Genomic DNA, 24,041 nt, shown 5'->3' with positions numbered 1-24,041 from the left:
CATGTCACGCGTGCTCGTCCTCAACGGCCCCAACCTCGGACGGCTCGGCAGCCGCGAGCCCGACGTGTACGGCACGGGGTCGCTGGAGGACCTCCGCCGGGAGCTCGTCGCGTTCGCGCCGGCCGACGTCGAGATCGACCTCCGCCAGACCGACGACGAGGCGACCCTCATCGGCTGGCTGCACGAGGCCGTCGACACCCGGACGCCCGTGATCATGAACCCGGCGGCGTTCACGCACTACTCGTACGCGCTCCGCGACGCCGCGGCGCTCGTGACCAAGGCCGGGATCCTCCTGCTGGAGGTGCACCTCTCGAACCCGCACGCGCGCGAGGAGTTCCGGCACCAGAGCGTCATCTCGCCCGTCGCGACGGGCGTGATCGCCGGGCTGGGGCAGGGCTCGTACCTCCTCGCCCTCGCGCACGTGGTGACCGGCACCCGATAGGCTGATCCCTCGGATCGACCGCACGCACCCGACGACGGGAGCGAAGCCGGCATCCTCCGCGCGGCCGCTCGATCGCCGCATCCCGCTCGTCGAACAGGCAAGGACCCTCCCCGCATGGCCTCTACCGCTGACATCAAGAACGGCATCGTCCTCAACATGGACGGCCAGCTGTGGACCGTCATCGAGTTCCAGCACGTGAAGCCGGGCAAGGGCGGCGCGTTCGTGCGCACCAAGGTCAAGAACGTGATGACCGGCAAGGTCGTCGACCGCACGTTCAACGCGGGCGCGAAGATCGAGACCGAGACGGTCGACCGCCGCGACTTCCAGTACCTCTACGCCGACGGCGAGAACTTCGTGTTCATGGACACGAGCGACTACGACCAGATCACGCTGTCCGCGGCGCAGGTCGGCGACGCGAAGAACTTCATGCTCGAGAACCAGGACGTGACCGTGGCGCTGCACAACGGCGAGGGGCTCTACGTCGAGCTGCCCGCGTCGGTCGTGCTCACCATCACGTACACGGAGCCGGGCCTGCAGGGCGACCGCTCGACGGGCGGCACCAAGCCCGCGACCGTCGAGACCGGGCACCAGATCCAGGTCCCGCTCTTCCTCGAGCAGGGCACGCGCGTCAAGGTGGACACCCGCACGGGCGACTACCTCGGCCGCGTCACCGACTGACCCCGTGAGCGCACGCACCAAGGCGCGCAAGCGCGCCCTCGACGTCCTGTACGTCGCCGACATCCGCGGGGAGACGATCCCCGCGACCCTCGCGGTCGAGCAGCAGCGCGCCGCGGCCGAGCCCGACCGGCAGGCGTCGTGGCAGTACGCCCGCGAGATCGCCGAGGGCGTCGTGGAGCACCAGGACGAGATCGACGAGCTCATCGAGACGTACTCGGTGAACTGGACGCTCGCCCGCATGCCCGCGGTCGACCGCGCGATCCTGCGCATGGGCATCTGGGAGATCCTCTTCAACGCCGACGTGCCCGACGGCGTCGCCATCTCCGAGAGCGTCGACCTCGCGTCGTCGCTCTCGACGGACGAGTCGGCCTCGTTCGTGAACGGCATGCTCGCCCGGATCGCGGCGACGCAGGCCTGATCGCCTCCGCCGAGCCGCTCACGCGGCCGGACCGGACCCCGGTTACGCCCCGTGACGCCCGGCGACGGCGTGTGACGCGGCCCGGGGCGGCGGCGCGCGCCGGCCCCTAGCGTCGGGTCATGCCCGCCACCGCCGCCTCGCACCGCGACCCCGCGACGACCGCGTCTGCCGGTCCGGCACCGGATCCCGCGCCCCTCACCGCCGGCGCCGTCGTGCTCCGCGGGGTGGGCCGCTCCTTCCCGGTGGCCGGCGCCCGCGAGCGCCGGACGGTGCTCCGCGACGTGGACCTCGACCTCGCGGCCGGCGACGTCGTCGCCGTCCTCGGCCCCTCGGGCTGCGGGAAGTCGACCCTGCTGCGCCAGGTGAGCGGGCTCGACCGGCCCGACGCCGGATCGCTGCTGATCGACGGCACGCCCGTGCGGGACGTCGACCAGCGCTCCGCGGTCGCGTTCCAGGAGCCGCGCCTGCTGCCGTGGCGCACCCTCCGCGCGAACGTCCGGCTCGGCCTGCCCCGGGACGTGCCGCGGGCCGAGGGCGACGCCCGCGTAGGCGACCTCCTCGAGCTCACGGGCCTCGCCGAGGCGGCCGACCTCCGGCCCCGCCAGGTCTCCGGCGGCATGGCCCAGCGCGCCTCGCTCGCCCGCGCGCTCGCGCGGCGGCCCCGCGTCCTCGTGCTCGACGAGCCGTTCGGCGCGCTCGACGCCCTCACGCGCCTGCGCATGCAGGACCTGCTCCTCGACCTGCACGCCGCGATCCCGACCACCGTGCTGCTCGTCACGCACGACGTGGACGAGGCGCTGCACCTCGCCGACCGCGTGGTGCTGCTCGGGCCGGATCCCGCGCCCGGCAGCGCGCCCGGCGCCATCGTCCGCCGCGTGCTCGAGGTGCCCGGGTCGCGCCCGCGCGACCGCGGCGACGCGACCCTCGCCGCCCTCCGCGCCGAGCTGCTCGAGGGGCTCGGCGTGCCGGGCCACCGCGCCGGCTGACCCGCCCGCCCGCCACCGCACGACCCCCGATCCGCCCCATCCCGCCGCCCGCCCACACCGCACCGAGGACCCACCGTGACCCGACACCTGCCCCGCCGATCCGCCCTCCCGTCCCTCGCGCTCGCGAGCGCCGCCGTGCTGCTCCTCGCCGGCTGCGCCGCGGGCGAGGGCTCGTCCGTCGCGCCCGCCGCCGAGACGTCCGCCGATCCCGCGGGCTGGAGCGCCGACACGCTCACCGTCGACTGGGCGACCTACAACCCGCTCAGCCTCATCGTGAAGGAGCGCGGCCTCCTCGAGGAGCGGCTCGGATCCGACGTGCAGGTCGACTGGGTGCAGAGCGCCGGGTCGAACAAGGCCAACGAGCTGCTGCGCGCGGGCGCCGTCGACGTGGGCTCCACCGCGGGATCCGCGGCGCTGCTCGCCCGCGCCAACGGCTCGCCCATCCGCACCATCGACGTGTACTCGCAGCCCGAGTGGACCGCGATCGTCGTGCCCCAGGGGTCGCCCATCACGAGCGTCGACCAGCTCCGCGGCGCCGACGTCGCGGCCACGAAGGGCACCGACCCGTACTTCTTCCTCCTGCAGACCCTGGACGAGGCGGGCATCCCCGCCTCCGACGTCACGATCCAGAACCTGCAGCACGCCGACGGGCGCGCCGCCCTCGAGAACGGCTCGGTCGACGCGTGGGCCGGGCTCGACCCGCTCATGGCCGCGAGCCAGTCGGAGGCCGGTTCGACGCTGCTGTACCGCAACGTCGACTTCGCGACCTACGGGGTCCTCAACGCCACCGAGTCGTTCCTCGACGCGTCGCCCGACCTCGCGCAGGCCGTCGTCGACGCGTACGAGGAGGCGCGCGCCTGGGCCGTCGAGAACCCGGAGGAGACCGCGTCGATCCTCGCCGCCGCCGCCGCGATCGACCCGGCCGTCGCGACCACCGTCATCGACCGCACGAACCTGGGCGTGGATCCCGTGCCCGGCGACGCGCAGCGCCAGGTCCTCGAGCGCGTCGGCCCGATCCTCGTGGACTCCGGCGACGTCCCCGACCAGGGGAAGGTGGACACGGCGCTCGACGAGCTGTTCGAGCCGCGGTATGCCGAGGCCGCGGATCCCGCCGCGGGGTCGGCCGGATGACCGCGCTCCGGCCCGCGCGGGGCGACCTGCGCGGATCCGTCGACGCCGGGGCCGGCTCCGGGGCCGGCTCCGAGGCCGGCTCCGAGGCCGGCTCCGGGGCCGATCCCGTCGTCCCGTCCGCCGACGCCCGCGTCGTGCGCCCCGCTCCGGGCCGCACGGCAGGCGGCGCGCTCCTCCGGACCGCGGTCGGACTCGTGGTCCCCGTCCTCGTCGTCGGCCTCTGGGCCGTCGTCACCGCGACGGGTGCCGTGCCCGCCCACCTGCTGCCCGCGCCGCTCGACGTGGTGCGCGCCGGGGTGCCGCTCGCCGAGCAGGGGATCCTCGGGCAGTACGTCGCCATCTCGCTCCAGCGCGTGCTCCTCGGCTTCGCGCTCGGCGCCACGGTCGGCCTCGTGCTCGGCGCCGTCGTCGGGCTCTCCCGCATCGGCCGTCTCCTCCTCGCGCCCACCGCGGGCGCGTTCCGCACCGTCCCGTCGCTCGCGTGGGTGCCGCTGCTGCTGCTCTGGATGGGGATCAACGAGGACTCCAAGGTCACGCTCGTCGCCATCGGCGCGATGTTCCCCGTCTACACGACGGTCGCCGGCGCGCTCCGGCACGTCGACCCGCACCTCGTGGAGGTGGGGCGCGCGTTCGGGCTGACGCGGATCCCGCTGCTGGTCACCGTGCAGCTCCCCGCCGTGCTGCCCGCCGTGGTCTCGGGACTCCGTCTCGCGCTCGCGCAGTCGTGGCTCTTCCTCGTGGCGGCCGAGCTGCTCGCGGCGTCCATGGGCCTCGGCTTCCTGCTCACGGAGTCGTCGGCGAACGGGCGGGTCGACCGGGTGCTCCTCGCGATCGTGCTGCTGGCGGTCCTCGGCGCCGTGACCGACGCCGTCGTGGGGCTCGTCGAGCGCGCGCTCGTGCGCCGCTGGGGCTGAGCGCCGCCGCTTCCGTGTCGTCGCGTGACGCCCCGATCCGGGGGAGGCCGGCACCGGCACGTAGCGTCGGCCCATGACCTCCCCGCGCACCGAGCAGGCCGTGACCGCCCCCGACGGGACCGACGCCCGCATCGAGCAGGACCTCTTCCCGCCGCCCGCCGCGCTCGCCGCGTCCGCGAACGTCACGGCGGAGGCGTTCGCGCGGGCCGACGCGGATCCGGTGGCGTTCTGGGAGGAGGCCGCCCGCCGCCTCGACTGGGAGACGCCCTGGCGCACCGCGCACACGTGGATCCCGCCGGTCGCCGACGACGGCACGCCGCAGGTGCCGGCCGCCACCTGGTTCGCGGGCGGCCGCCTCAACGTCGCGGCGAACTGCGTCGACCGGCATGTCGCCGCGGGTCGCGGCGGGAAGGTCGCGCTGCACTTCGAGGGCGAGCCGGGCGACCGCCGCATCGTCACCTACCGCGACCTCCAGGATGAGGTGTCCCGCGCCGCGAACGCCCTCATCGCGCTCGGCGTCGGACCCGGCGACCGCGTCGTCATCTACCTGCCGGTGCTCGTCGAGACGGTCGTCGCGACGCTCGCCGTCGCCCGCATCGGCGCCGTCCACTCGCTCGTGTTCGGCGGGTTCTCCGCCGAGGCGCTGCGCTTCCGCGTCGAGGACACGGGCGCCAAGCTCCTCATCACGAGCGACGGGCAGAACCGGCGCGGCACCGCGGTCGCCACCAAGCCGCAGGCCGACGAGGCCGTCGCGGGCGTCGCCTCAGTCGAGCACGTGCTCGTGGTCCGCCGCACCGGGCAGGACGTGCCGTGGACGGAGGGACGCGACGTCTGGTGGCACGACGCCGTCGGATCCGCCTCGCCCGTGCACGCGCCCGAGGCCTTCGACGCCGAGCACCCGCTCTTCATCATCTACACGTCCGGCACCACCGGCCGCCCCAAGGGCCTCGTGCACACGTCCGGCGGGTACCTCGCGCACGCGTCGTGGGCGCACTGGGCGCACTTCGACGCCCAGCCCGACGACGTGCACTGGTGCACGGCCGACCTCGCCTGGGTCACCGCGCACACCTACGAGATCTACGGCCCGCTCTCCAACGGCCTCACGCAGGTGATCTACGAGGGCACGCCCGACACGCCCCACCGCGGACGGCACCTGGAGATCATCGAGCGGTACGGCGTGACCACCTACTACACGGCGCCCACGCTGATCCGCTCGCTCATGAGCTGGCACCCCGACGGGGTCCCCGGGCACGACCTGTCGAGCATCCGCCTGCTGGGGTCGGTGGGGGAGGCGATCAACCCGGCCGCGTGGCGCTGGTTCCACCGCGAGATCGGGGACGGGCGCGCGCCCGTCGTCGACACGTGGTGGCAGTCGGAGACGGGGGCTGCGGTCATCGCGCCGCTGCCGGGCGTCGCGACGCTGAAGCCCGGCGCCGCCGGCCGCGCGCTGCCCGGGTTCCGCGTGGCCGTCGTCGACGAGGCGGGGGAGGAGACGGCGCCGGGGGAGGCGGGGCTCCTCGTGATCCAGCGCCCCTGGCCCGGCATGGCCCGCACGGTGTGGGGTGACCCGGCCCGCTACCGCAGCGCCTACTGGGAGCGGTTCGCCGACCGCGGCTGGTTCCTCGCGGGCGACGGCGCCCGGCGCGACGCGGACGGCGACGTGGCGCTGCAGGGGCGGATCGACGAGGTCGTCAACGTGTCCGGCCACCGGCTGTCGACCATCGAGATCGAGTCGGCGCTCGTCGCGCACCCGCGGGTGGCCGAGGCGGGCGTGACGGGCGTCGCCGACCAGCTCACCGGCCAGCGGGTGGTCGCGTTCGTGGTGCCGCCCGGCGACGACCGGCCCACGGACGACGACGCGGCCGGCTGGCACGCGCTCGCCGCGGAGCTGGAGCCGCTCCTCACCGCGCACGTGGCCCGCGCGATCGGCCCGGTCGCGAAGCCCCGCCGCGTCGTCGTCGTGCCGGACGTGCCGAAGACGCGCTCGGGGAAGATCATGCGCCGTCTCCTCGCCGACCTCGTCGAGGGCCGCCCCCTCGGCGACGCCACGAGCCTGCAGGACGCGGCCGTGCTCGGCCGGATCCGCGCGGTGCTCGACGCGTCGGCCGGCTGAGGACACGCGCGGGCCGGGCGACGGGCCCCGCGTCCGGGGGGGACACCCGCTAGGGTGGTCCGCGGAACAGACCACCTTTAACATCCGTCCCGAGAGGCGGGGAAGGAGGTCGGATTGCCTCAGCGCACCGTGCTGCAGCCCTCTGACGTCACCCGAGCGCTCACGCGCATCGCCCACGAGATCCTCGAGTCGAACCGCGGCCCCGCCGGCCTGCTGCTCCTCGGCATCCCGACCCGCGGCACCGTCCTCGCCGAGCGCATCGGCCGGATCATCGCCCGCCTCGAGCCCGACGCCCCCGCCGACCTGGTGGGCTCGCTCGACGTCACCATGTACCGCGACGACCTGCAGCGGAACCCGACGCGCGCGCCGTCGCCCACGCGGCTGCCCGCCGGCGGCGTCGACGGCCGCACGGTCGTGCTGGTGGACGACGTGCTCTTCTCCGGCCGCACCGTGCGCGCCGCCCTCGACGCCATCGGCGACCTCGGCCGGCCCACGGCCGTGCGCCTCGCGGCGCTCGTCGACCGCGGCCACCGCGAGCTCCCCATCCGGGCCGACTTCGTGGGCAAGAACCTGCCGTCGAGCCTGGCCGAGCGGATCTTCGTGCGGCTCGAGGAGATCGACGGCGAGGACGCCGTGACGATCCAGGGTCCCGACGACGCGCCGTCGGGCGCCGACGCGGGGGCGAGCGCGTGAGGCACCTGCTGAGCACCCGCGACCTCAGCCGCGACGAGGCCGTCCGCATCCTCGACGTCGCCGAGGACATGGCCGACGTCGGCACGCGCGAGATCAAGAAGCTCCCCGCGCTCCGCGGACGCACGGTCGTGAACCTGTTCTTCGAGGACTCGACCCGCACCCGCATCTCGTTCGAGGCGGCCGCCAAGCGCCTCTCGGCCGACGTCATCAACTTCAGCGCCAAGGGCTCGAGCGTCTCCAAGGGCGAGAGCCTCAAAGACACCGCGCAGACCCTGCAGGCGATGGGCGCCGACGGCGTGGTCGTCCGCCACCCGTCCTCGGGCGCCCCGCACACGCTCGCCGGCAGCGGCTGGATCGACGCGGGCATCGTCAACGCGGGCGACGGCACGCACGAGCACCCGACCCAGGCGCTGCTCGACGCCTTCACGATCCGCCGCCGGCTGCACGGGCCGACGGCCCGCGGGAAGGGCCTCGACGGCGCGCGCGTCCTCATCGTCGGCGACATCCTGCACTCGCGCGTCGCCCGCTCGAACGCGTGGCTGCTCACGACGCTCGGCGCCGAGGTCACGCTCGTCGCGCCGCCCACGCTCGTGCCGGTGGGCATCGGCTCCTGGCCCGTCCGGGTCCGCTACGACCTCGACGCCGCCATCCGCGAGGGCGCGCCCGACGCCGTGATGATGCTCCGGATCCAGGCCGAGCGCATGCGCGCCGCCTTCTTCCCGAACCCGCGGGAGTACGCGCGCATCTGGGGCCTCGACGACGCGCGGCTCGCGCTCCTCGGGCCCGATACGATCGTCATGCACCCGGGGCCCATGAACCGCGGGCTCGAGATATCCGCCGCCGCCGCCGACTCGGAGAGGTCCACGGTGCGCGAGCAGGTCGCCAACGGCGTCTCGGTGCGCATGGCCGTCCTCTACCTCCTGCTGTCCGGCGACGGGAAGGCCGACCGATGACCCCGAACGACACGCTCCACGACGACGTCCACCTCATCCGCGGGGCGACCCTGCCCGGGGGCGCGCGCGCCGACATCCTCATCGCGGACGGGCTGATCCGCGAGGTCGGTCCCGACCTGCGGGCCCCCGCCGACGCGCACGTCGTCGAGGCCGACGGCCTCGTGGCGCTGCCCGGCCTCGTCGACCTGCACGTGCACCTGCGCGAGCCCGGCTACGAGCAGAGCGAGACCGTGCTCACGGGATCCCGCGCCGCGGCCCTCGGCGGCTTCACCGCGGTGTTCGCGATGGCCAACACGATGCCCGTGCAGGACACCGCGGGCGTGGTCGAGCAGGTCAAGGCGCTCGGCGACGCGGCCGGCTACGCCACCGTCCGCCCCATCGGCGCGGTGTCGGTCGGGCTCCAGGGGGAGTCGATGGCCGAGATCGGCGCGATGGCCTCCAGCCGCGCCGCGGTGCGCGTCTTCTCCGACGACGGGAAGTGCGTCTCCGACCCGCTGCTCATGCGCCGCGCGCTCGAGTACGTGAAGGCGTTCGACGGGGTCGTCGCGCAGCACGCGCAGGACCCGCGCCTCACCGAGGGCGCCACCATGAACGAGGGCGCGCTGTCCGGCGAGCTCGGCATCACGGGCTGGCCCGCGGTGGCCGAGGAGTCGATCATCGCGCGCGACGTGCTGCTCGCCGAGCACGTCGGATCCCGCCTCCACGTCTGCCACGTCTCGACCGCCGGATCCGTCGACGTGATCCGCTGGGCCAAGGCCCGCGGCGTCGACGTCACCGCGGAGGTCACGCCGCACCACCTCCTCCTCACCGAGGACCTGGTCGCCGGCTACGACGCCCGCTACAAGGTGAACCCGCCGCTCCGCCGCCGGGAGGACGTGGAGGCGCTCCGCCTCGCGCTCGCCGACGGCACGATCGACGTCGTCGCCACCGACCACGCCCCGCACCCCGTCGAGGCGAAGGACTGCGAGTGGGACGCGGCGGCGTTCGGCATGGTCGGCCTCGAGTCGGCGCTCTCCGTGGTGCAGCTCGCGATGGTCGACACCGGCCTCCTCGACTGGCAGGGCGTCGCGCGCGTCATGTCGCACGCACCCGCGCGCATCGGCCGCCTCGCCGAGCACGGGCACGCGCTCGAGGCCGGATCCCCGGCCGACGTCACGCTCTACGACCCCGCCGCCTCGCGCGTCTTCGGCCGCGACGACCTCGGCGGGCTCAGCGGCAACTCGCCGTACCTCGAGATGACCCTGCCCGGCCGCGTCGTCGCGACCTTCCACCGCGGCTACCCGACCGTGCTCGACGGCGCGCTCGTCGACCGGGAGACGGTCGCCCGCGCGGCGGTCCTCCGCGACCGGGCCGACGCCGACGCGCGCCGGGTCGCGGCCGACGGCGATGCCCCGGCGGGACGCGCATGAGCGACCGCGTCGGACCCGCGGTCACCGTGATCGCGCTCCTCCTCCTGCTGCTCGCCCTCATGGTGCTGGGCTGGCGCGCGCGCCGCCGCCGCCAGCGCGCGCTGCCCGAGCCGCCGCGCCCGCCCGCGGGCCTGGCGCCGCCCGTGCTCGAGGTCGACGTGCTCTACGTCGCCACGACCACGGCGGGCGAGCCCCTCGACCGGCTGACGGTCCGGCCCCTCGGCTTCCGGGGTCGCGCCGCGGCCCGGGTGCACGACGCCGGGCTCGTGCTCGCGATCGACGGCGAGCGCGAGGTGCTCGTGCCCGCCGACCGCATCACCGGATCCGGCCTCGCGACCTACGCCATCGACCGCGTCGTGGAGGAGGGCGGCCTCGTGGCCGTCACCTGGATCCTCGACGAGCGGGTCGGCACCCGCGTCGACACGTACCTCCGGGTGATCGACCCGCGCGAGAAGACCGCGCTCGTCGACGCCCTCCACCAGATCCCGCGCCTCGCGCACGACGACGACAACGAAGGGAAGTGACCGACATGGCCCGACACGAACCGGCGGTCCTGGTACTCGAGGACGGACGGAGGTACGTCGGACGCGCGTACGGCGCCCGCGGCACCACGCTCGGCGAGGCCGTCTTCGCGACCGGCATGACCGGCTACCAGGAGACGATCACCGACCCGTCCTACGCGGGCCAGATCGTGCTCCAGACGGCGCCGCACATCGGCAACACCGGCATGAACGACGACGACATGGAGTCGCGCCGCATCTGGGTCGCCGGCTACGTGGTCCGCGACCCCTCCCGCGTCGTCTCCAACTTCCGCGGCACCCGCACGCTCGAGGACGACCTCGTGGCGCAGGGCGTCGTCGGCATCTCCGGCATCGACACGCGCGCCGTCACGCGGCGGATCCGCGACGAGGGCGCCATGCGCGCCGGCGTCTTCTCCGGCGAGGCCTTCGCGCTCGGCGACGAGGAGCAGCTCGCGCAGGTCCGGCGGGCGCCCGACATGACGGGCCGCAACCTCTCCGCCGAGGTCTCCACGCAGGAGACGTACACGATCCCCGCCGTCGGCGAGCGCATCGGCTCCGTCGCGGTGCTCGACCTCGGCATCAAGACCGCGACGGTGAAGCACCTCGCCGCCCGCGGCCTCGACGTGCACGTGGTGCCGCAGTCCATCACCACCGAGGAGCTCGCCGAGCTCGCGCCCACCGCCGTCTTCTACTCGAACGGCCCCGGCGACCCCGAGGCCTCGCAGTACCACGTGGAGCTGCTCCAGGACGTGCTGCGGAAGGGCATCCCGTTCTTCGGGATCTGCTTCGGCAACCAGCTCCTCGGCCGCGCCCTCGGCTTCGACACCTACAAGCTGCCGTTCGGCCACCGCGGGATCAACCAGCCCGTGCTCGACCGCCGGACCGGCCGCGTCGAGATCACGAGCCAGAACCACGGCTTCGCGGTCTCGGCGCCGCTCGACGGCCCCGTGGAGAGCCCCGCCGGCTTCGGCCGCGCGGAGGTCAGCCACGTCTCGCTCAACGACCAGGTGGTGGAGGGGTTGAACTGCCTCGACATCCCGGCCTTCTCCGTGCAGTACCACCCGGAGGCGGCCGCCGGCCCGCACGACTCGTCGTACCTCTTCGACCGGTTCATCGAGCTGATCCACGCCGCGGGCGACGCCCCCGCATCCGCCGCGACCCCCCAGGAGACCGTGTAATGCCCAAGCGCGACGACATCAACAGCGTCCTCGTCATCGGCTCCGGGCCGATCGTCATCGGCCAGGCCGCCGAGTTCGACTACTCGGGCACGCAGGCCTGCCGCGTGCTCCGCGAGGAGGGCGTGCGCGTCATCCTCGTGAACTCGAACCCCGCCACGATCATGACCGACCCGGGCTTCGCCGACGCGACGTACATCGAGCCGATCACGAGCGAGGTGCTCGAGAAGATCATCATCAAGGAGAAGCCGGACGCGGTGCTCCCCACGCTCGGCGGCCAGACGGCGCTCAACGCGGCCATCCGCCTCGACGAGCTCGGCATCCTCGCCAAGCACGGCGTCGAGCTCATCGGCGCGAAGGTCGAGGCCATCCAGAAGGGCGAGGACCGCCAGCTCTTCAAGGACCTCGTCCTCGAGTCCGGCGCCGACGTCGCCCGCTCGCACGTCGCCAAGACGCTCGAGCAGGCCGTCGAGTTCGCCGAGGACCTCGGCTACCCGCTCGTGATCCGCCCCTCCTTCACCATGGGCGGCCTCGGCTCCGGCTTCGCGCACACCCGCGCCGAGCTCGAGCGCATGGTCGCCGACGGCCTCCAGTCGAGCCCCACCACCGAGGTGCTCCTCGAGGAGTCGATCCTCGGCTGGAAGGAGTACGAGCTGGAGCTCATGCGCGACACGGCCGACAACACGGTCGTCGTCTGCTCCATCGAGAACGTGGATCCCGTCGGCGTGCACACGGGCGACTCGATCACGGTCGCGCCCGCCCTCACGCTCACCGACCGCGAGTACCAGCACATGCGCGACATCGGCATCGACATCATCCGCCGCGTGGGCGTCGACACGGGCGGCTGCAACATCCAGTTCGCGGTGGACCCCGCGGACGGCCGCCTCATCGTCATCGAGATGAACCCGCGCGTCTCCCGCTCCAGCGCGCTCGCGTCGAAGGCCACGGGCTTCCCGATCGCGAAGATCGCGGCCAAGCTCGCCATCGGCTACCGCCTCGACGAGATCCCGAACGACATCACCAAGGTCACGCCCGCGAGCTTCGAGCCCACGCTCGACTACGTGGTCGTGAAGGTGCCGCGCTTCGCGTTCGAGAAGTTCCCGGCCGCCGACGCCGAGCTCACCACCACCATGAAGTCGGTGGGCGAGGCCATGGCCATCGGCCGCAACTACTCCACCGCCCTGCAGAAGGCGCTGCGCTCGCTCGAGAAGCGCGGATCCTCCTTCCACTGGGGCCCGGAGACCCGCTCGGTCGACGAGCTCCTCGAGGTGAGCCGCACGCCCACCGACGGCCGCATCGTCACGGTGCAGCAGGCGCTCCGCGCGGGCGCCACGGCGGAGCAGGTCTTCGACGCCACCAAGATCGACCCCTGGTTCATCGACCAGATCGTCCTCATCAACGAGGTCGCCGACGCGGTGCGCGACGCCCGTGAGCTCGACGCGGAGACGCTGCGCGAGGCCAAGGACCACGGCTTCTCGGACGCGCAGATCGCGGAGATCCGCAGGCAGACCGAGCAGGAGGTGCGCGACGCCCGCCATGCGGCGGACATCCGCCCCGTGTTCAAGACGGTCGACACGTGCGCGGGCGAGTTCCCGGCGCTCACGCCGTACCACTACTCCAGCTACGACTCCGAGACGGAGATCGTGCCGTCCGACCGCCGCAAGGTGATCATCCTGGGCTCGGGCCCCAACCGCATCGGCCAGGGCATCGAGTTCGACTACTCGTGCGTGCACGCGTCCTTCGCGCTGGCCGAGGCCGGGTACGAGACGATCATGATCAACTGCAACCCGGAGACGGTCTCGACCGACTACGACACGAGCGACCGGCTCTACTTCGAGCCGCTCACGCTCGAGGACGTGCTGGAGATCGTGCACGCGGAGCAGCAGGCGGGCGAGCTCGTCGGCGTCGTCGTGCAGCTCGGCGGCCAGACCGCGCTCGGGCTCGCCAAGGGCCTCGAGGCCGCGGGCGTCCCCATCCTCGGCACGAGCCCGTCGGCCATCGACCTCGCCGAGGAGCGGGGCCTGTTCTCCGGCATCCTCGACGCCGCCGGCCTCGTGGCTCCGCGGAACGGCACGGCCGTCGCGATCGACGAGGCCGTGGTCGTCGCGGAGGAGATCGGCTACCCCGTCCTCGTCCGCCCGAGCTACGTGCTCGGCGGCCGCGGCATGGAGATCGTCTTCGACACGGCCACCCTGCACGACTACTTCCTGCGCATGGCCGACCAGGGCATCATCGGCGAGGGCAAGCCGCTCCTCATCGACCGGTTCCTCGACGACGCCATCGAGATCGACATCGACGCCATCTACGACGGCACCGAGCTGTACGTCGGCGGCGTCATGGAGCACATCGAGGAGGCCGGGATCCACTCGGGCGACTCGAGCTGCACGCTCCCTCCCGTGACCCTCGGCCGCGGCCAGATCCAGCAGGTCGTCGACGCCACGCGCGCCATCGCCGAGGGCGTGGGCGTGCGCGGCCTCCTCAACGTGCAGTTCGCGATCGGCGCGGGCGTGCTCTACGTCCTCGAGGCGAACCCGCGCGCGAGCCGCACGGTGCCGTTCGTCTCCAAGGCGCTCGGCATCCCGCTCGCCAAGGCCGCGTCGCTCGTCATGGTCGGCACGTCCATCGCGGAGCTGAGGGCCTCCGGCCTCCTGCCCGAGCGCGACGGATCCGACGTCCCCATGGACTCGCCCGTCGCCGTCAAGGAGGCCGTGCTGCCCTTCAAGCGGTTCCGCACGAAGGACGGCCTCATCGTCGACTCCGTGCTCGGCCCGGAGATGCGCTCCACGGGCGAGGTCATGGGCATCGACCGCGACTTCCCGCGCGCGTTCGCGAAGAGCCAGGAGGCGGCGTTCGGCGGACTCCCGCTCTCGGGCACCGTATTCGTCTCGGTCGCCGACCGCGACAAGCGCTCCATCGTCCTGCCGGTGCTCCGGCTCCAGCAGCTCGGCTTCGAGGTGCTCGCCACCGAGGGCACGGCGGAGATCCTCAGCCGCAACGGGATCCAGGCGCGCGTCGTCCGCAAGTACAGCGAGGAGCCCGCCGCGGGCGACTCGCCGTCGATCGTGGACCTCATCAACCGCGACCAGGTCGACGTCGTGATCAACACGCCGTCGGGCCGCACGGCGCGCGCGGACGGCTATGAGATCCGCGCGGCGGCCGTCGCGGCCGACAAGCCGCTGTTCACGACCATCGCGCAGCTCACGGCCGCGGTCGCGTCCTTCGACGCGATCCGCGCCGGCTTCGACGTCACGAGCCTGCAGGACTACGCGATCGCCCGCGAGGCCCGCCGGTGACGACCGCGGACGGCGGGGCGGCCCAGGTCGCCCCGCCGTTCGGCGCGCGCCTCGCCCGCGCCTTCCGGGAGCACGGCCACCTCTGCGTCGGCATCGACCCGCACCGGTCGCTGCTCGACGCGTGGGGCCTCGCCGACGACGCGCGCGGCCTCGAGGAGTTCGGGCTGCGCGTGGTCGAGGCGACCGCGGGGCGGGCCGGGATCGTCAAGCCGCAGGTCGCGTTCTTCGAGCGCCACGGATCCGCCGGCTACGCCGCCCTCGAGCGCGTGCTCGCCGCCGCGCGCGACGCCGGCCTCCTCGTGATCGCCGACGCCAAGCGCGGCGACATCGGCTCCACGGTCGACGCGTACGGCGCCGCCTGGCTCGCACCGGACAGCCCGCTCCGCGCCGACGCCGTGACCCTCACGGCGTACACCGGCGTCGGGTCCCTCGACGGCGTGCGCGCCGCCGCCGACTCCTGGGGCGCGGGCGTGTTCGTCCTCGCCGCGACCTCGAACCCGGAGGCCGAGCGGCTCCAGCGCGCGCTGCTCCCCGCCGACGGATCCGCCGGCCCCGCCCGCACGGTCGCCCGAGGGATCCAGGACGCCGCGGTCGCCGCCAACGGCCCGACGGGCGATCCGGCCGCCGACCCCGGCGCCTTCGGGCTCGTGATCGGCGCCACGGTGGACGCCGCGGACGCCGGCCTCGACCTGGCGCAGCTCACCCGCACGCCGATCCTCGCGCCCGGCTTCGGCCACCAGGGCGCGCTGCTCGGCGATGTCCGGAAGCTGTTCGGCCCGGCCGCCGGCGTTGTGATCGCGAGCGCGTCCCGGAGTATCCTCGCGACTGGGCCACGGCGTGTCGCGGAGGCCGTCACCGACCACGCCGGACGACTCGAAGAGGTGCTGCCATGAGGCCCGAACCACCCGAGGTCGACCGCGTCGCCGCCTCCCAGGCCGCGGTCGCCGCGCGCCGGGCGCGTGCCGAGGTGAAGCACGACATCGTCACGGGGGAGCGCACCCCGCTCGGCGTGCTCGACGCGTCCGCGGATCCCGCGCACCGCGCGGAGGCCACGCTCCGCGTCACCGAGTTCCTCACGAGCATCCCGAACATCGGGCCGACCAAGCTCGAGCGGATCCTCGGCGAGCTCGGCATCTCCACCGCCAAGCGCCTCGGCGGGCTCGGCGTGCACCAGCGCGTGCGCCTCTCCCGCTTCCTCGAGGAGTGGCAGGCCGCGAAGCAGATCGTGGAGCCCAGCCGCCTCGTCGTGCTCGCAGGCCCCACGGCCGTCGGCAAGGGCACCGTCTCCACCTTCATCCGCGAGAACGAGCCCGACGTGCTGCTGTCCGTCTCCGCCACGACGCGCGCGCCGCGTCCCGGCGAGGTCGAGGGCGTCAACTACTACTTCGTCTCCGACGCGGAGTTCGACTCGATGGTCGAGCGACAGGAGCTGCTCGAGTGGGCCACGGTGCACAACGCGCACCGCTACGGCACGCCGCGCGCGCCCATCGACGTGGCGTTGGCCGAGGGCCGCAGCGTCCTGCTCGAGATCGACATCCAGGGCGCGCGCCAGGTGAAGGCCGCCATGCCTGAGGCGCGGCTCGTGTTCCTGCTGCCGCCCACCTGGGAGGAGCTCGTGCGCCGCCTGGTCGGCCGCGGCACGGAGGGACCCGAGGAGCAGCAGCGCCGCCTCGACACCGCGAAGGTCGAGCTGGCCGCCCAGGACGAGTTCGACCACCTCGTCGTCAACCGCGATGTCGCGGAGGCGGCGCGCGAGGTCGTAGACTTGATGAGATCCAGGAAGGCCGTCGGTCCATGACGCGGACCAGTGCGGCCTTCTTCCATGCAATGAGGAAGCGGCACATCCATGGTTGACAAGACCCAGGGCATCATCGACCCGCCCATCGACGAGCTCCTCTCGAAGGTCGACTCGAAGTACGCGCTCGTGATCTTCGCCTCCAAGCGGGCCCGCCAGATCAACGACTACTACGCCGACCTCCACGAGGGCAGCCTGTTCGACAACGTCGGACCGCTCGTCGACAGCACCATCGACGACAAGCCCCTCTCGGTCGCCATGCACGAGATCAACGAGGACAAGCTCGTCGCCACGCCCATCGTGGAGCCCGCGGCCTCCTAGCCGCCCGCCGTCCCGGATGACCCCCGCCGACCGTCCGCCGCGCGCCCTCCCGGCCACCGAGCCCCGGAGCGCCGCCGCGTGATGGTCGTCGTGGGCATCACCGGGGGCATCGCCGCGTACAAGGCCGTCGGCGTCGTCCGGGGCCTCGTGCTCCTCGGCCATGACGTGCACGTCGTGCCCACCGAGGCCGCGCTCCGCTTCGTCGGCAAGCCGACGCTCGAGGCCGTGAGCCGCAACCCGGTCACGAGCGACCTCTACGACGGCGTCTCCGAGGTGCGCCACGTCGCGCTCGGCCAGGCGGCCGACCTCATCGTCGTCGCCCCGGCCACCGCCCACACGCTGGCGTCGATGGCCCTCGGCCTGTCCGACGACCTCCTCGGCACCACGATCCTCGCGAGCCGCGCGCCCGTCGTCGTCGCCCCGGCGATGCACACCGAGATGTGGCAGCACCCGGCCACCCAGGCGAACGCGGCGCTCCTGCGCTCCCGCGGCGTCACGCTCGTCGGCCCCACCTCCGGTCGCCTCACCGGCACCGACTCCGGGCCCGGCCGCATGGCCGAGGTCGAGGACGTCATCGCCGCGGCCCTCGCCGCCGTCCGGCCGGGCGGCCGCGACCTCGAGGGCCGGCGCGTCGTCGTGTCCGCCGGCGGCACGCGCGAGCCGCTGGACCCCGTGCGCTTCCTCGGCAACCGCTCCTCCGGCCGGCAGGGCGTCGCCCTGGCCGTCGCCGCGCGCGACCGCGGCGCCGACGTGGTGCTGGTCGCCGCGCACCTCGAGGTGCCCGCGCCCGCGGGCGTCCGCGTGGTGCCCGTGTCGACCGCCGTCGAGCTCTCGGACGCGATGACGCGCGAGGCGGAGGACGCCGACGTCGTCATCATGGCCGCGGCCGTCGCCGACTACCGGCCCGTCGCCGTGGCCGAGGGCAAGATCAAGAAGGAGGAGGCGGGGGAGCAGCTGAGCGTCGAGCTCGTGCGGAACCCGGACATCCTCCAGCGCCTCGCGGCCGACGCCGCGACCCCCCGCGCGGACGGCACGCGCCGGGTCGTCGTCGGCTTCGCGGCCGAGACCGAGCAGGACCCGGCCGAGCTGCTGCGGATCGGGCGCGCCAAGCTCGCGCGGAAGGGCTGCGACCTGCTCGTCCTCAACAGGGTCGGGTGGTCCGAGGGCTTCGCCACGGAGGGCAACACGATCACGGTGCTCGCGAGGAGCGGAGATACACTGGCCGAGGCCTCCGGCTCGAAGGAGCAGGTGGCCCATCGAATTCTCGACGTAGTGGGCCAGCCGACTCCGCGGTAGCGACCGGCGGGCGACCACGCGATCCCCCTGGAGCTCCCCACGTGACCGACCTGCGCCTGTTCACCTCCGAGTCCGTCACCGAGGGCCACCCCGACAAGATCTGCGACCAGATCTCGGACAGCATCCTCGACGCGCTCCTGGCGCAGGACCCGACGAGCCGCGCGGCCGTCGAGACGCTCGTCACCACGGGCCTCGTGCACGTCGCGGGCGAGGTCACCACCTCCGGCTACGTCGACATCCCGCAGATCGTCCGCGACCGCATCCGGGACATCGGCTACGACTCCTCCGAGGTCGGGTTCGACGGCAGCAACTGCGGCGTCACGGTGTCCATCGGCGCCCAGTCGCCCGACATCGCGCAGGGCGTCGACCGCTCGTACGAGTCCCGCTCGGGATCCGCGTCCACCGACGCGCACGACCTCCAGGGCGCCGGCGACCAGGGCCTCATGTTCGGCTACGCGTCGCGCGACACCCCCGTTTTCCTGCCGCTGCCCATCTACCTCGCGCACCGCCTCGCCGAGCGCCTCGCGGCCGTCCGCCACTCGGGCGAGCTCGCCTACCTCCGCCCCGACGGCAAGACGCAGGTCACCATCGGCTACGACGGCCTCGTGCCGCGCACCGTCGACACGGTCGTGCTCTCCACGCAGCACGGCCCGCAGGTCTCCCAGGAGGACCTCCGCCGCGAGGTCGAGGAGCACGTCATCCGCCCGGTGCTCGCGCAGGCCGCGGAGATCGGCATCGAGCTCGACTCGCGCGACGCGACCCTGCTCATCAACCCCACCGGCAAGTTCGAGATCGGCGGCCCCAAGGGCGACGCCGGCCTCACCGGCCGGAAGATCATCGTCGACACGTACGGCGGGTTCAGCCGGCACGGCGGCGGCGCGTTCAGCGGCAAGGACCCGTCGAAGGTCGACCGCAGCGCGGCGTACGCCATGCGCTGGGTCGCGAAGAACGCGGTCGCCGCGGGCCTCGCCGACCGCCTCGAGGTGCAGGTCGCCTACGCCATCGGCAAGGCCGCGCCCGTGGGGCTCTACGTCGAGACGTTCGGCACGGCGCACGTGCCCGAGGACCGCATCGCCCGCGCCATCCGCGAGACCTTCGACCTGCGTCCCGCCGCCATCGTCGAGCAGCTCGACCTGCTCCGCCCCATCTACGCGCAGACCGCCGCCTACGGCCACTTCGGCCGCGAGCTGCCGGACTTCACCTGGGAGGCGCTCGACCGTGTCGCCGACCTGCAGAGCGCCGCGGGGCTCTGACGCGTCCACCGCGCGGGTCGCGCCGTGACCGGGGGCGCACGATGACGGCGGAGGAGGCCGCGCGGGTGCCCGTGCCCGGATCCGCGCCGACTGCAGCCGCGTCTGGCTCGCGCCCGCCCGTGGTGCGGGTCATGGTCGACTCGCCGCTGCCGCAGCTCGACCGCCTCTTCGACTACGCCGTGCCCGAGGCGCTGCGCGTGGTCTGCGTGCCCGGCGTGCGCGTGCGCGTGCCGCTCCGCTCGGCCGGACGCGTGGCCGACGGCTACGTGATCGAGGCGGGCGACGGGCAGGGCTACGACGGCGCGCTCAGCGAGGTCGAGCAGGTCGTCTCGCCGCTGCCCGTGCTCCGGCCGGAGGTCTGGGCGCTCGCGCGCGCGGTCGCCGACCGGCAGGCGGGCACGGCGTCCGACGTCGTGCGGCTCGCCGTGCCGCCGCGGCAGGTGCGCGTCGAGAAGGCGCACCTCGCGGCCCTCGCGGCGGCGGCCGAGGCGGCGGACGCGGACGCCGCGGAGGCGGACGCGGACGACCCCGTCGCGGCCGCGGACGCGGGACCCGGGGCCGCCGGCGAGGCAGCGGGACCGCCCGCCCTCCCGGCGATCGACGGCTACGCGCCGGGCACGCTCGACGCGGCGGTCGACGCGTCCGGCCGCGTCGCGGTGGAGGCGATCCCCGAGGTCGTCGAGCTGCGGGGCGGGATCTGGGCCGGCCGGTGGGCCGTCACCCTCGCGCAGGCGGCCGCGCGCGTGCTCGCGTCGGGCCGCAGCAGCGTGCTCGTCGTGCCCGACTACCGCGACCAGGACCAGCTCGAGGCCGCCCTCGGCGCGCACGCGCCGGCCGGATCCGTGATCCGCACCGACGCCCGCCAGTCCGGCCCCGACCGCTACCGCTCCTTCCTCGCCGGCCTCGGCGACGCGCCCCGCATCGTCGTCGGCAACCGCTCCGCCGTCTACGCGCCGGCAGCCCGTCTCGGCCTCGTGGCCATGTGGGACGAGGGCGACCCGCTGCACGCCGAGCCGCTCAGCCCCTACGCGCACGCCCGCGACGTCGCGCTCCTCCGCGCGCAGCAGCAGGGCACCGCCCTCGTGCTGCTCGCGCACTCGCGGAGCACGGAGGTCGAGCGGCTCGTCGCCATCGGCTACCTGGGGAGCGTCGCGCCGGCCGTCACCCGCACGCCGCGGGTGATCCCCACCACGTCGCAGACGGGGGACGAGGGCTTCGCGCGGCAGGCGCGGATCCCCTCGGGCGCCTGGCGCGCGGCCAAGGACGCCGTCGAGCACGGGCCGGTCCTCATCCAGGTCGCGCGCCCCGGCTACGCGCCGCTCGTCGCGTGCCGCGCCTGCCGCCAGGCCGCCCGCTGCACCGTCTGCACGGGTCCGCTCGGCATGTCCACCGCCACGAGCACGCCCACGTGCGGCTGGTGCGGGCACCTCGCGGGCGACTGGCGGTGCGCGAACTGCGGCTCCGACGAGCTGCGCCTCGTCACCATCGGCGCCGGCCGCACGGCCGAGGAGCTCGGCCGCGCGTTCCCCGGCGTGCAGGTCGTGCTGGCCGACGGCGAGCGCCACGTGCAGGAGGTCGACGCGGAGTCGCGCCTCGTGGTCGCGACGCGCGGCGCCGAGCCGGTCGCGGCGGGCGGCTACCGCGCGGTCCTCCTCCTCGACGGCGAGCGGATGCTGGCGCGGGAGAGCCTGCGGGTGGGGGAGGACGTGCTCCGCCAGTGGTCGAACGCCGCGGCCCTCGCGGCCCCGCGCGCGCCCGTGATGCTCGTGGGCGTCGGCGGCCAGGTCGCCCGCGCCCTCGCCACCTGGCAGCAGCCGCGGTACGCGCGCGAGGAGCTGCTCGAGCGCCGGGCCCTGCGGTTCCCGCCCGCGGTGCGCGCCGCGAGCGTCGAGGGCCTGCCGGACGCGGTGGCCGCGGCCGTGGAGCGCCTCGACGGGATGGAGGGCGTCGACGTCCTCGGGCCCGTGTCGACCGAGGGCGGGAAGGTGCGCGCCATCGTCCGCCTCGACTATGCCCGCGGCGGCGATGCGGCGCGGGAGCTGCGGGCGGCCGTCGTCCGCAACGCCTCCAGCCGCCGGAAGCCCGTCGCGGGCCGCACCGGGTTCCGGCCCACCGTCCCGCTCCGTGTACGGTTCGACGACACGGGGCTGTTCTGATCCGCGTCCGCCGCGCCGCCCGGGCCGCCGCTCCGATCGCCCCGGCCCCCGCCTCCTCCGCCCGCCCCGCTCACCCGCACGCCGTCCCCGGGAGGGATCCGCAATGAGACTCGTCTTCGCCGGCACGCCCCTCGCGGCGGTGCCCTCGCTCCAGCTCCTCGCGGCCTCGGGTCACGAGGTCGCCCTCGTCGTCACGCGCGCCGACGCGCCGCTCGGCCGCAAGCGCGTGCTCACCCCGTCGCCCGTGGCTGCCGAGGCCGAGCGCCTCGGCATCCCGACGCTCCGCGTCAACCGGCTCGACGAGGACGCGACCGCCCGGATCGCCGAGGCGGGCGCCGAGCTCGGCGTGATCGTCGCGTACGGCGGCCTCGTGCGCGAGCCGCTGCTGTCCACGCCCGCCCGCGGCTGGATCAACCTGCACTTCTCCCTGCTGCCCCGGTGGCGCGGCGCCGCGCCCGTCCAGCGGTCCATCATGGCCGGCGAGCGCGTCACCGGCGCGAGCGTCTTCCAGCTCGAGCGCGGCATGGACACCGGCCCCGTCTTCGCGATGGAGGAACGGCCCACGGGCGACCACGAGACGGCCGGCCACGTGCTCGACGCGCTCGCGGTCCAGGGCGCCGACCTCCTCGTCCGCACGGTCGACGCGATCGCCGCGGGCACCGCCGTCGCCCGCCCGCAGGAGGGCGAGCCGAGCCTCGCCCCCAAGACGACGATCGACGACGGCCGCGTCGACTGGGCGCGGCCCGCCGAGGAGGTGCTCGCCCGGATCCGCGGCGTCACGCCCGAGCCCGGCGCGCACACGTCCGTCGACGACGTGCGCCTGAAGATCCACCGCGCGGCCGCCCTGCGCGACGCCGCGCCGCTCGCACCCGGCGCCGTCGCCGCGGTCGACGGCCGCGTCACCGTAGGCACCGCCAGCCACCCCGTCGAGCTCATCTGGGTGCAGCCCGCCGGCAAGAGCCCCATGCCCGCCGCCGACTGGTGGCGCGGCGTCACGAGGAAGGACCTCACCGCGCGATGAGCGACAGCACCGGATCCCCCGCCCGTCGACCGGGCGGACGCCGTCCCGCGGGAGGCCGCCGCCCGGACGACCGCGCCGAGGTCGGCGGCCCCGCGACGGTCAGCCCCGCCCGCCGCGTCGCCTACGAGGTCGTCAGCGCCGTCCGCGAGTCGGACGCGTACGCGAACCTGCTGCTCCCCGTGAGGATCCGCCGCGCCGCGCTCTCCGCGCAGGACGCCGCCCTCGCCACCGAGCTGGCCTACGGCACGCTGCGCATGTCCGGCTACTACGACCGCGTGATCGAGCTGGCCGCGGGCCGCCCCGTCACCGCGATCGACGCGCCCATCCTCGACGTGCTGCGCCTCTCGGTGCACCAGCTGCTCAGCATGCGCGTCGCCACGCACGCCGCCGTCAACGAGGGCGTCGACATGGCGCGCGCGGTCGGCTCCCGCTCCGCCACCGGCTTCGTCAACGGCGTCCTCCGCACCATCACCCGCTCGGAGCCGGCGGAGTGGCGGCAGCGCGTGCTCGACAGCGCCGCGAGCGACGACGAGCGCCTCGCCCTCGAGCACTCCCACCCGCTGTGGGTGCTCCGCGCCCTCCGCCAGGCGCTCGCCCGCGAGGGCCGCGCCGACGAGCTCGAGGACCTGCTGCGCGCCGACAACGCCGCACCCGCGGTCAGCCTCGTCGCGCTCCCGGGCCTCGCCACCGTCGAGGAGACCGGCGAGCAGCCGGCCGCGTTCTCGCCCGTCGGCGCGTACCTCGAGGGCGGCGACCCGATGGACGCGCCCGGCGTCGCCGAGGGCCGCGTCCGCGTGCAGGACGAGGGCTCCCAGCTCGCCGCCCTCGCGCTCAGCCGCGCCCGCGCGGTCACGCCCGGCGAGCGCTGGCTCGACCTCTGCGCGGGACCCGGCGGCAAGGCCGCGCTCCTGGCCGCGGAGGCCGGCCGCTCCGGCGCCCTGCTCACCGCGAACGAGCTCGTCCCCGCGCGCGCGGGGCTCGTCCGCGACGCCCTCCGCGCGGTCCCCGGCGACACCGAGGTGTGGGAGCTCGACGGCACGACCGTGGGGGAGGAGCACCCGGGCGCCTTCGACCGGATCCTCCTCGACGCCCCGTGCAGCGGCCTCGGCGCCCTCCGCCGCCGTCCCGAGGCGCGCTGGCGCAAGTCCCCGCGCGACGTCGCCGGGCTCGGCGCCCTGCAGACGGGCCTCATCGACTCCGCGATCGGCGCGCTCGCGCCCGGCGGGATCCTCGCCTACGTCACGTGCTCGCCGCACCTCGCGGAGACGCGCGCCATCGTGCAGGCCGCGCTCCAGCGCCACCCCGACGTCACCGCGCTCGACACGCGCGCGGTCCTCCAGGAGGTGGCCGACGGCGACCTCGAGCTGCCGGCGGCGGAGGGCGACGCCGCCGACCGCGGATCCAGCGTGCAGCTCTGGCCGCACCGGCACGGCACGGACGCCATGTTCATCGCCCTGCTGACCCGCCGGTAGG

General features: G+C 74.6%; 21 protein-coding genes. All 21 read left to right on the top strand.

Translation table 11 applies throughout. The features are described 5' to 3' along the window. The first annotated feature begins 1 nt into the window (after position 1). Positions 2–442, top strand: coding sequence for a type II 3-dehydroquinate dehydratase (locus tag H9X71_RS09015; RefSeq protein WP_191146792.1), 441 nt, complete (start codon positions 2–4; stop codon positions 440–442). Between the two features lie 114 nt (positions 443–556). Beyond that, entirely contained in the window at positions 557–1,120 is a 564-nt protein-coding gene (gene efp / locus H9X71_RS09010; protein ID WP_063071749.1) for an elongation factor P, read from the top strand. 4 nt (positions 1,121–1,124) lie between these two features. Beyond that, a complete protein-coding gene (nusB, locus tag H9X71_RS09005) occupies positions 1,125–1,538 on the top strand; it encodes a transcription antitermination factor NusB (protein WP_191146791.1) in 414 nt (137 codons plus the stop codon). A 119-nt stretch (positions 1,539–1,657) separates the two neighbouring features. Then, positions 1,658–2,524 (top strand): ABC transporter ATP-binding protein, encoded by an 867-nt coding sequence (locus H9X71_RS09000; RefSeq protein WP_191146790.1) that lies wholly within the window; start codon positions 1,658–1,660, stop codon positions 2,522–2,524. 75 nt (positions 2,525–2,599) lie between these two features. Next, positions 2,600–3,655, top strand: coding sequence for an aliphatic sulfonate ABC transporter substrate-binding protein (locus H9X71_RS08995; RefSeq protein WP_191146789.1), 1,056 nt, complete (start codon positions 2,600–2,602; stop codon positions 3,653–3,655). After that, positions 3,652–4,569, top strand: coding sequence for an ABC transporter permease (locus tag H9X71_RS08990; protein WP_191146788.1), 918 nt, complete (start codon positions 3,652–3,654; stop codon positions 4,567–4,569). The genes H9X71_RS08995 and H9X71_RS08990 overlap by 4 nt, the downstream gene beginning before the upstream one ends. A 73-nt stretch (positions 4,570–4,642) precedes the next feature. After that, a complete protein-coding gene (gene acs, locus H9X71_RS08985; protein ID WP_191146787.1) occupies positions 4,643–6,682 on the top strand; it encodes an acetate--CoA ligase in 2,040 nt (679 codons plus the stop codon). A gap of 114 nt (positions 6,683–6,796) precedes the next feature. After that, complete coding sequence (pyrR, locus tag H9X71_RS08980) at positions 6,797–7,375, top strand: bifunctional pyr operon transcriptional regulator/uracil phosphoribosyltransferase PyrR (protein ID WP_191146786.1); 579 nt, start codon at positions 6,797–6,799, stop codon at positions 7,373–7,375. Further along, positions 7,372–8,328: an aspartate carbamoyltransferase catalytic subunit gene (locus H9X71_RS08975; protein ID WP_191146785.1), complete on the top strand. Its 957-nt coding sequence runs from the start codon at positions 7,372–7,374 to the stop codon at positions 8,326–8,328. The genes pyrR and H9X71_RS08975 overlap by 4 nt, the downstream gene beginning before the upstream one ends. Then, entirely contained in the window at positions 8,325–9,737 is a 1,413-nt protein-coding gene (locus H9X71_RS08970) for a dihydroorotase (RefSeq protein WP_191146784.1), read from the top strand. The genes H9X71_RS08975 and H9X71_RS08970 overlap by 4 nt, the downstream gene beginning before the upstream one ends. Further along, a complete protein-coding gene (locus H9X71_RS08965) occupies positions 9,734–10,261 on the top strand; it encodes a PH-like domain-containing protein (protein WP_191146783.1) in 528 nt (175 codons plus the stop codon). Before H9X71_RS08970 ends, H9X71_RS08965 begins: the two co-directional genes overlap by 4 nt. Positions 10,262–10,266: 5 nt before the next feature. After that, on the top strand, positions 10,267–11,436 hold the full coding sequence (gene carA / locus H9X71_RS08960; RefSeq protein ID WP_191146782.1) for a glutamine-hydrolyzing carbamoyl-phosphate synthase small subunit: 1,170 nt from the start codon (positions 10,267–10,269) through the stop codon (positions 11,434–11,436). Beyond that, entirely contained in the window at positions 11,436–14,726 is a 3,291-nt protein-coding gene (gene carB / locus H9X71_RS08955) for a carbamoyl-phosphate synthase large subunit (RefSeq protein WP_191146781.1), read from the top strand. The genes carA and carB overlap by 1 nt, the downstream gene beginning before the upstream one ends. After that, positions 14,723–15,619, top strand: coding sequence for an orotidine-5'-phosphate decarboxylase (gene pyrF, locus H9X71_RS08950; RefSeq protein WP_191146780.1), 897 nt, complete (start codon positions 14,723–14,725; stop codon positions 15,617–15,619). Before carB ends, pyrF begins: the two co-directional genes overlap by 4 nt. After that, on the top strand, positions 15,616–16,524 hold the full coding sequence (gene gmk, locus H9X71_RS08945; RefSeq protein WP_191146779.1) for a guanylate kinase: 909 nt from the start codon (positions 15,616–15,618) through the stop codon (positions 16,522–16,524). Before pyrF ends, gmk begins: the two co-directional genes overlap by 4 nt. A 48-nt stretch (positions 16,525–16,572) precedes the next feature. After that, complete coding sequence (rpoZ, locus tag H9X71_RS08940; protein ID WP_012038467.1) at positions 16,573–16,842, top strand: DNA-directed RNA polymerase subunit omega; 270 nt, start codon at positions 16,573–16,575, stop codon at positions 16,840–16,842. 81 nt (positions 16,843–16,923) lie between these two features. Next, entirely contained in the window at positions 16,924–18,138 is a 1,215-nt protein-coding gene (coaBC, locus tag H9X71_RS08935; protein ID WP_191149138.1) for a bifunctional phosphopantothenoylcysteine decarboxylase/phosphopantothenate--cysteine ligase CoaBC, read from the top strand. 41 nt (positions 18,139–18,179) lie between these two features. Beyond that, the gene (metK, locus tag H9X71_RS08930) at positions 18,180–19,391 is read left to right on the top strand and encodes a methionine adenosyltransferase (protein ID WP_191146778.1); all 1,212 of its coding nucleotides are present in this window, start codon (positions 18,180–18,182) and stop codon (positions 19,389–19,391) included. A 41-nt stretch (positions 19,392–19,432) separates the two neighbouring features. Continuing rightward, positions 19,433–21,547, top strand: a complete 2,115-nt coding sequence (locus H9X71_RS08925) for a primosomal protein N' (protein WP_191146777.1) — start codon at positions 19,433–19,435, stop codon at positions 21,545–21,547. 103 nt (positions 21,548–21,650) lie between these two features. Then, positions 21,651–22,568, top strand: a complete 918-nt coding sequence (fmt, locus tag H9X71_RS08920; RefSeq protein WP_191146776.1) for a methionyl-tRNA formyltransferase — start codon at positions 21,651–21,653, stop codon at positions 22,566–22,568. Beyond that, positions 22,565–24,040, top strand: a complete 1,476-nt coding sequence (locus tag H9X71_RS08915; RefSeq protein WP_191146775.1) for an RsmB/NOP family class I SAM-dependent RNA methyltransferase — start codon at positions 22,565–22,567, stop codon at positions 24,038–24,040. Before fmt ends, H9X71_RS08915 begins: the two co-directional genes overlap by 4 nt. Position 24,041 lies beyond the last annotated feature (1 nt).

Source organism: Clavibacter zhangzhiyongii, assembly GCF_014775655.1.
GTDB lineage: Bacteria > Actinomycetota > Actinomycetes > Actinomycetales > Microbacteriaceae > Clavibacter > Clavibacter zhangzhiyongii.
Note: the sequence above shows the minus strand (reverse complement) of the source record. Positions and strands in the feature narration are given on the sequence as shown.

What these genes read in the sequence shown, in the direction of transcription:
- rpoZ (WP_012038467.1), top strand. Translation starts at nt 16,573, where the DNA reads ATGGTTGACAAGACCCAGGGCATCATCGACCCGCCCATCGACGAGCTC.
- carA (WP_191146782.1), top strand. Translation starts at nt 10,267, where the DNA reads ATGGCCCGACACGAACCGGCGGTCCTGGTACTCGAGGACGGACGGAGG.
- coaBC (WP_191149138.1), top strand. Translation starts at nt 16,924, where the DNA reads ATGGTCGTCGTGGGCATCACCGGGGGCATCGCCGCGTACAAGGCCGTC.
- H9X71_RS08990 (WP_191146788.1), top strand. Translation starts at nt 3,652, where the DNA reads ATGACCGCGCTCCGGCCCGCGCGGGGCGACCTGCGCGGATCCGTCGAC.
- H9X71_RS09000 (WP_191146790.1), top strand. Translation starts at nt 1,658, where the DNA reads ATGCCCGCCACCGCCGCCTCGCACCGCGACCCCGCGACGACCGCGTCT.
- fmt (WP_191146776.1), top strand. Translation starts at nt 21,651, where the DNA reads ATGAGACTCGTCTTCGCCGGCACGCCCCTCGCGGCGGTGCCCTCGCTC.
- H9X71_RS08925 (WP_191146777.1), top strand. Translation starts at nt 19,433, where the DNA reads ATGACGGCGGAGGAGGCCGCGCGGGTGCCCGTGCCCGGATCCGCGCCG.
- H9X71_RS08965 (WP_191146783.1), top strand. Translation starts at nt 9,734, where the DNA reads ATGAGCGACCGCGTCGGACCCGCGGTCACCGTGATCGCGCTCCTCCTC.
- acs (WP_191146787.1), top strand. Translation starts at nt 4,643, where the DNA reads ATGACCTCCCCGCGCACCGAGCAGGCCGTGACCGCCCCCGACGGGACC.
- H9X71_RS08970 (WP_191146784.1), top strand. Translation starts at nt 8,325, where the DNA reads ATGACCCCGAACGACACGCTCCACGACGACGTCCACCTCATCCGCGGG.
- gmk (WP_191146779.1), top strand. Translation starts at nt 15,616, where the DNA reads ATGAGGCCCGAACCACCCGAGGTCGACCGCGTCGCCGCCTCCCAGGCC.
- H9X71_RS08915 (WP_191146775.1), top strand. Translation starts at nt 22,565, where the DNA reads ATGAGCGACAGCACCGGATCCCCCGCCCGTCGACCGGGCGGACGCCGT.
- H9X71_RS09015 (WP_191146792.1), top strand. Translation starts at nt 2, where the DNA reads ATGTCACGCGTGCTCGTCCTCAACGGCCCCAACCTCGGACGGCTCGGC.
- carB (WP_191146781.1), top strand. Translation starts at nt 11,436, where the DNA reads ATGCCCAAGCGCGACGACATCAACAGCGTCCTCGTCATCGGCTCCGGG.
- efp (WP_063071749.1), top strand. Translation starts at nt 557, where the DNA reads ATGGCCTCTACCGCTGACATCAAGAACGGCATCGTCCTCAACATGGAC.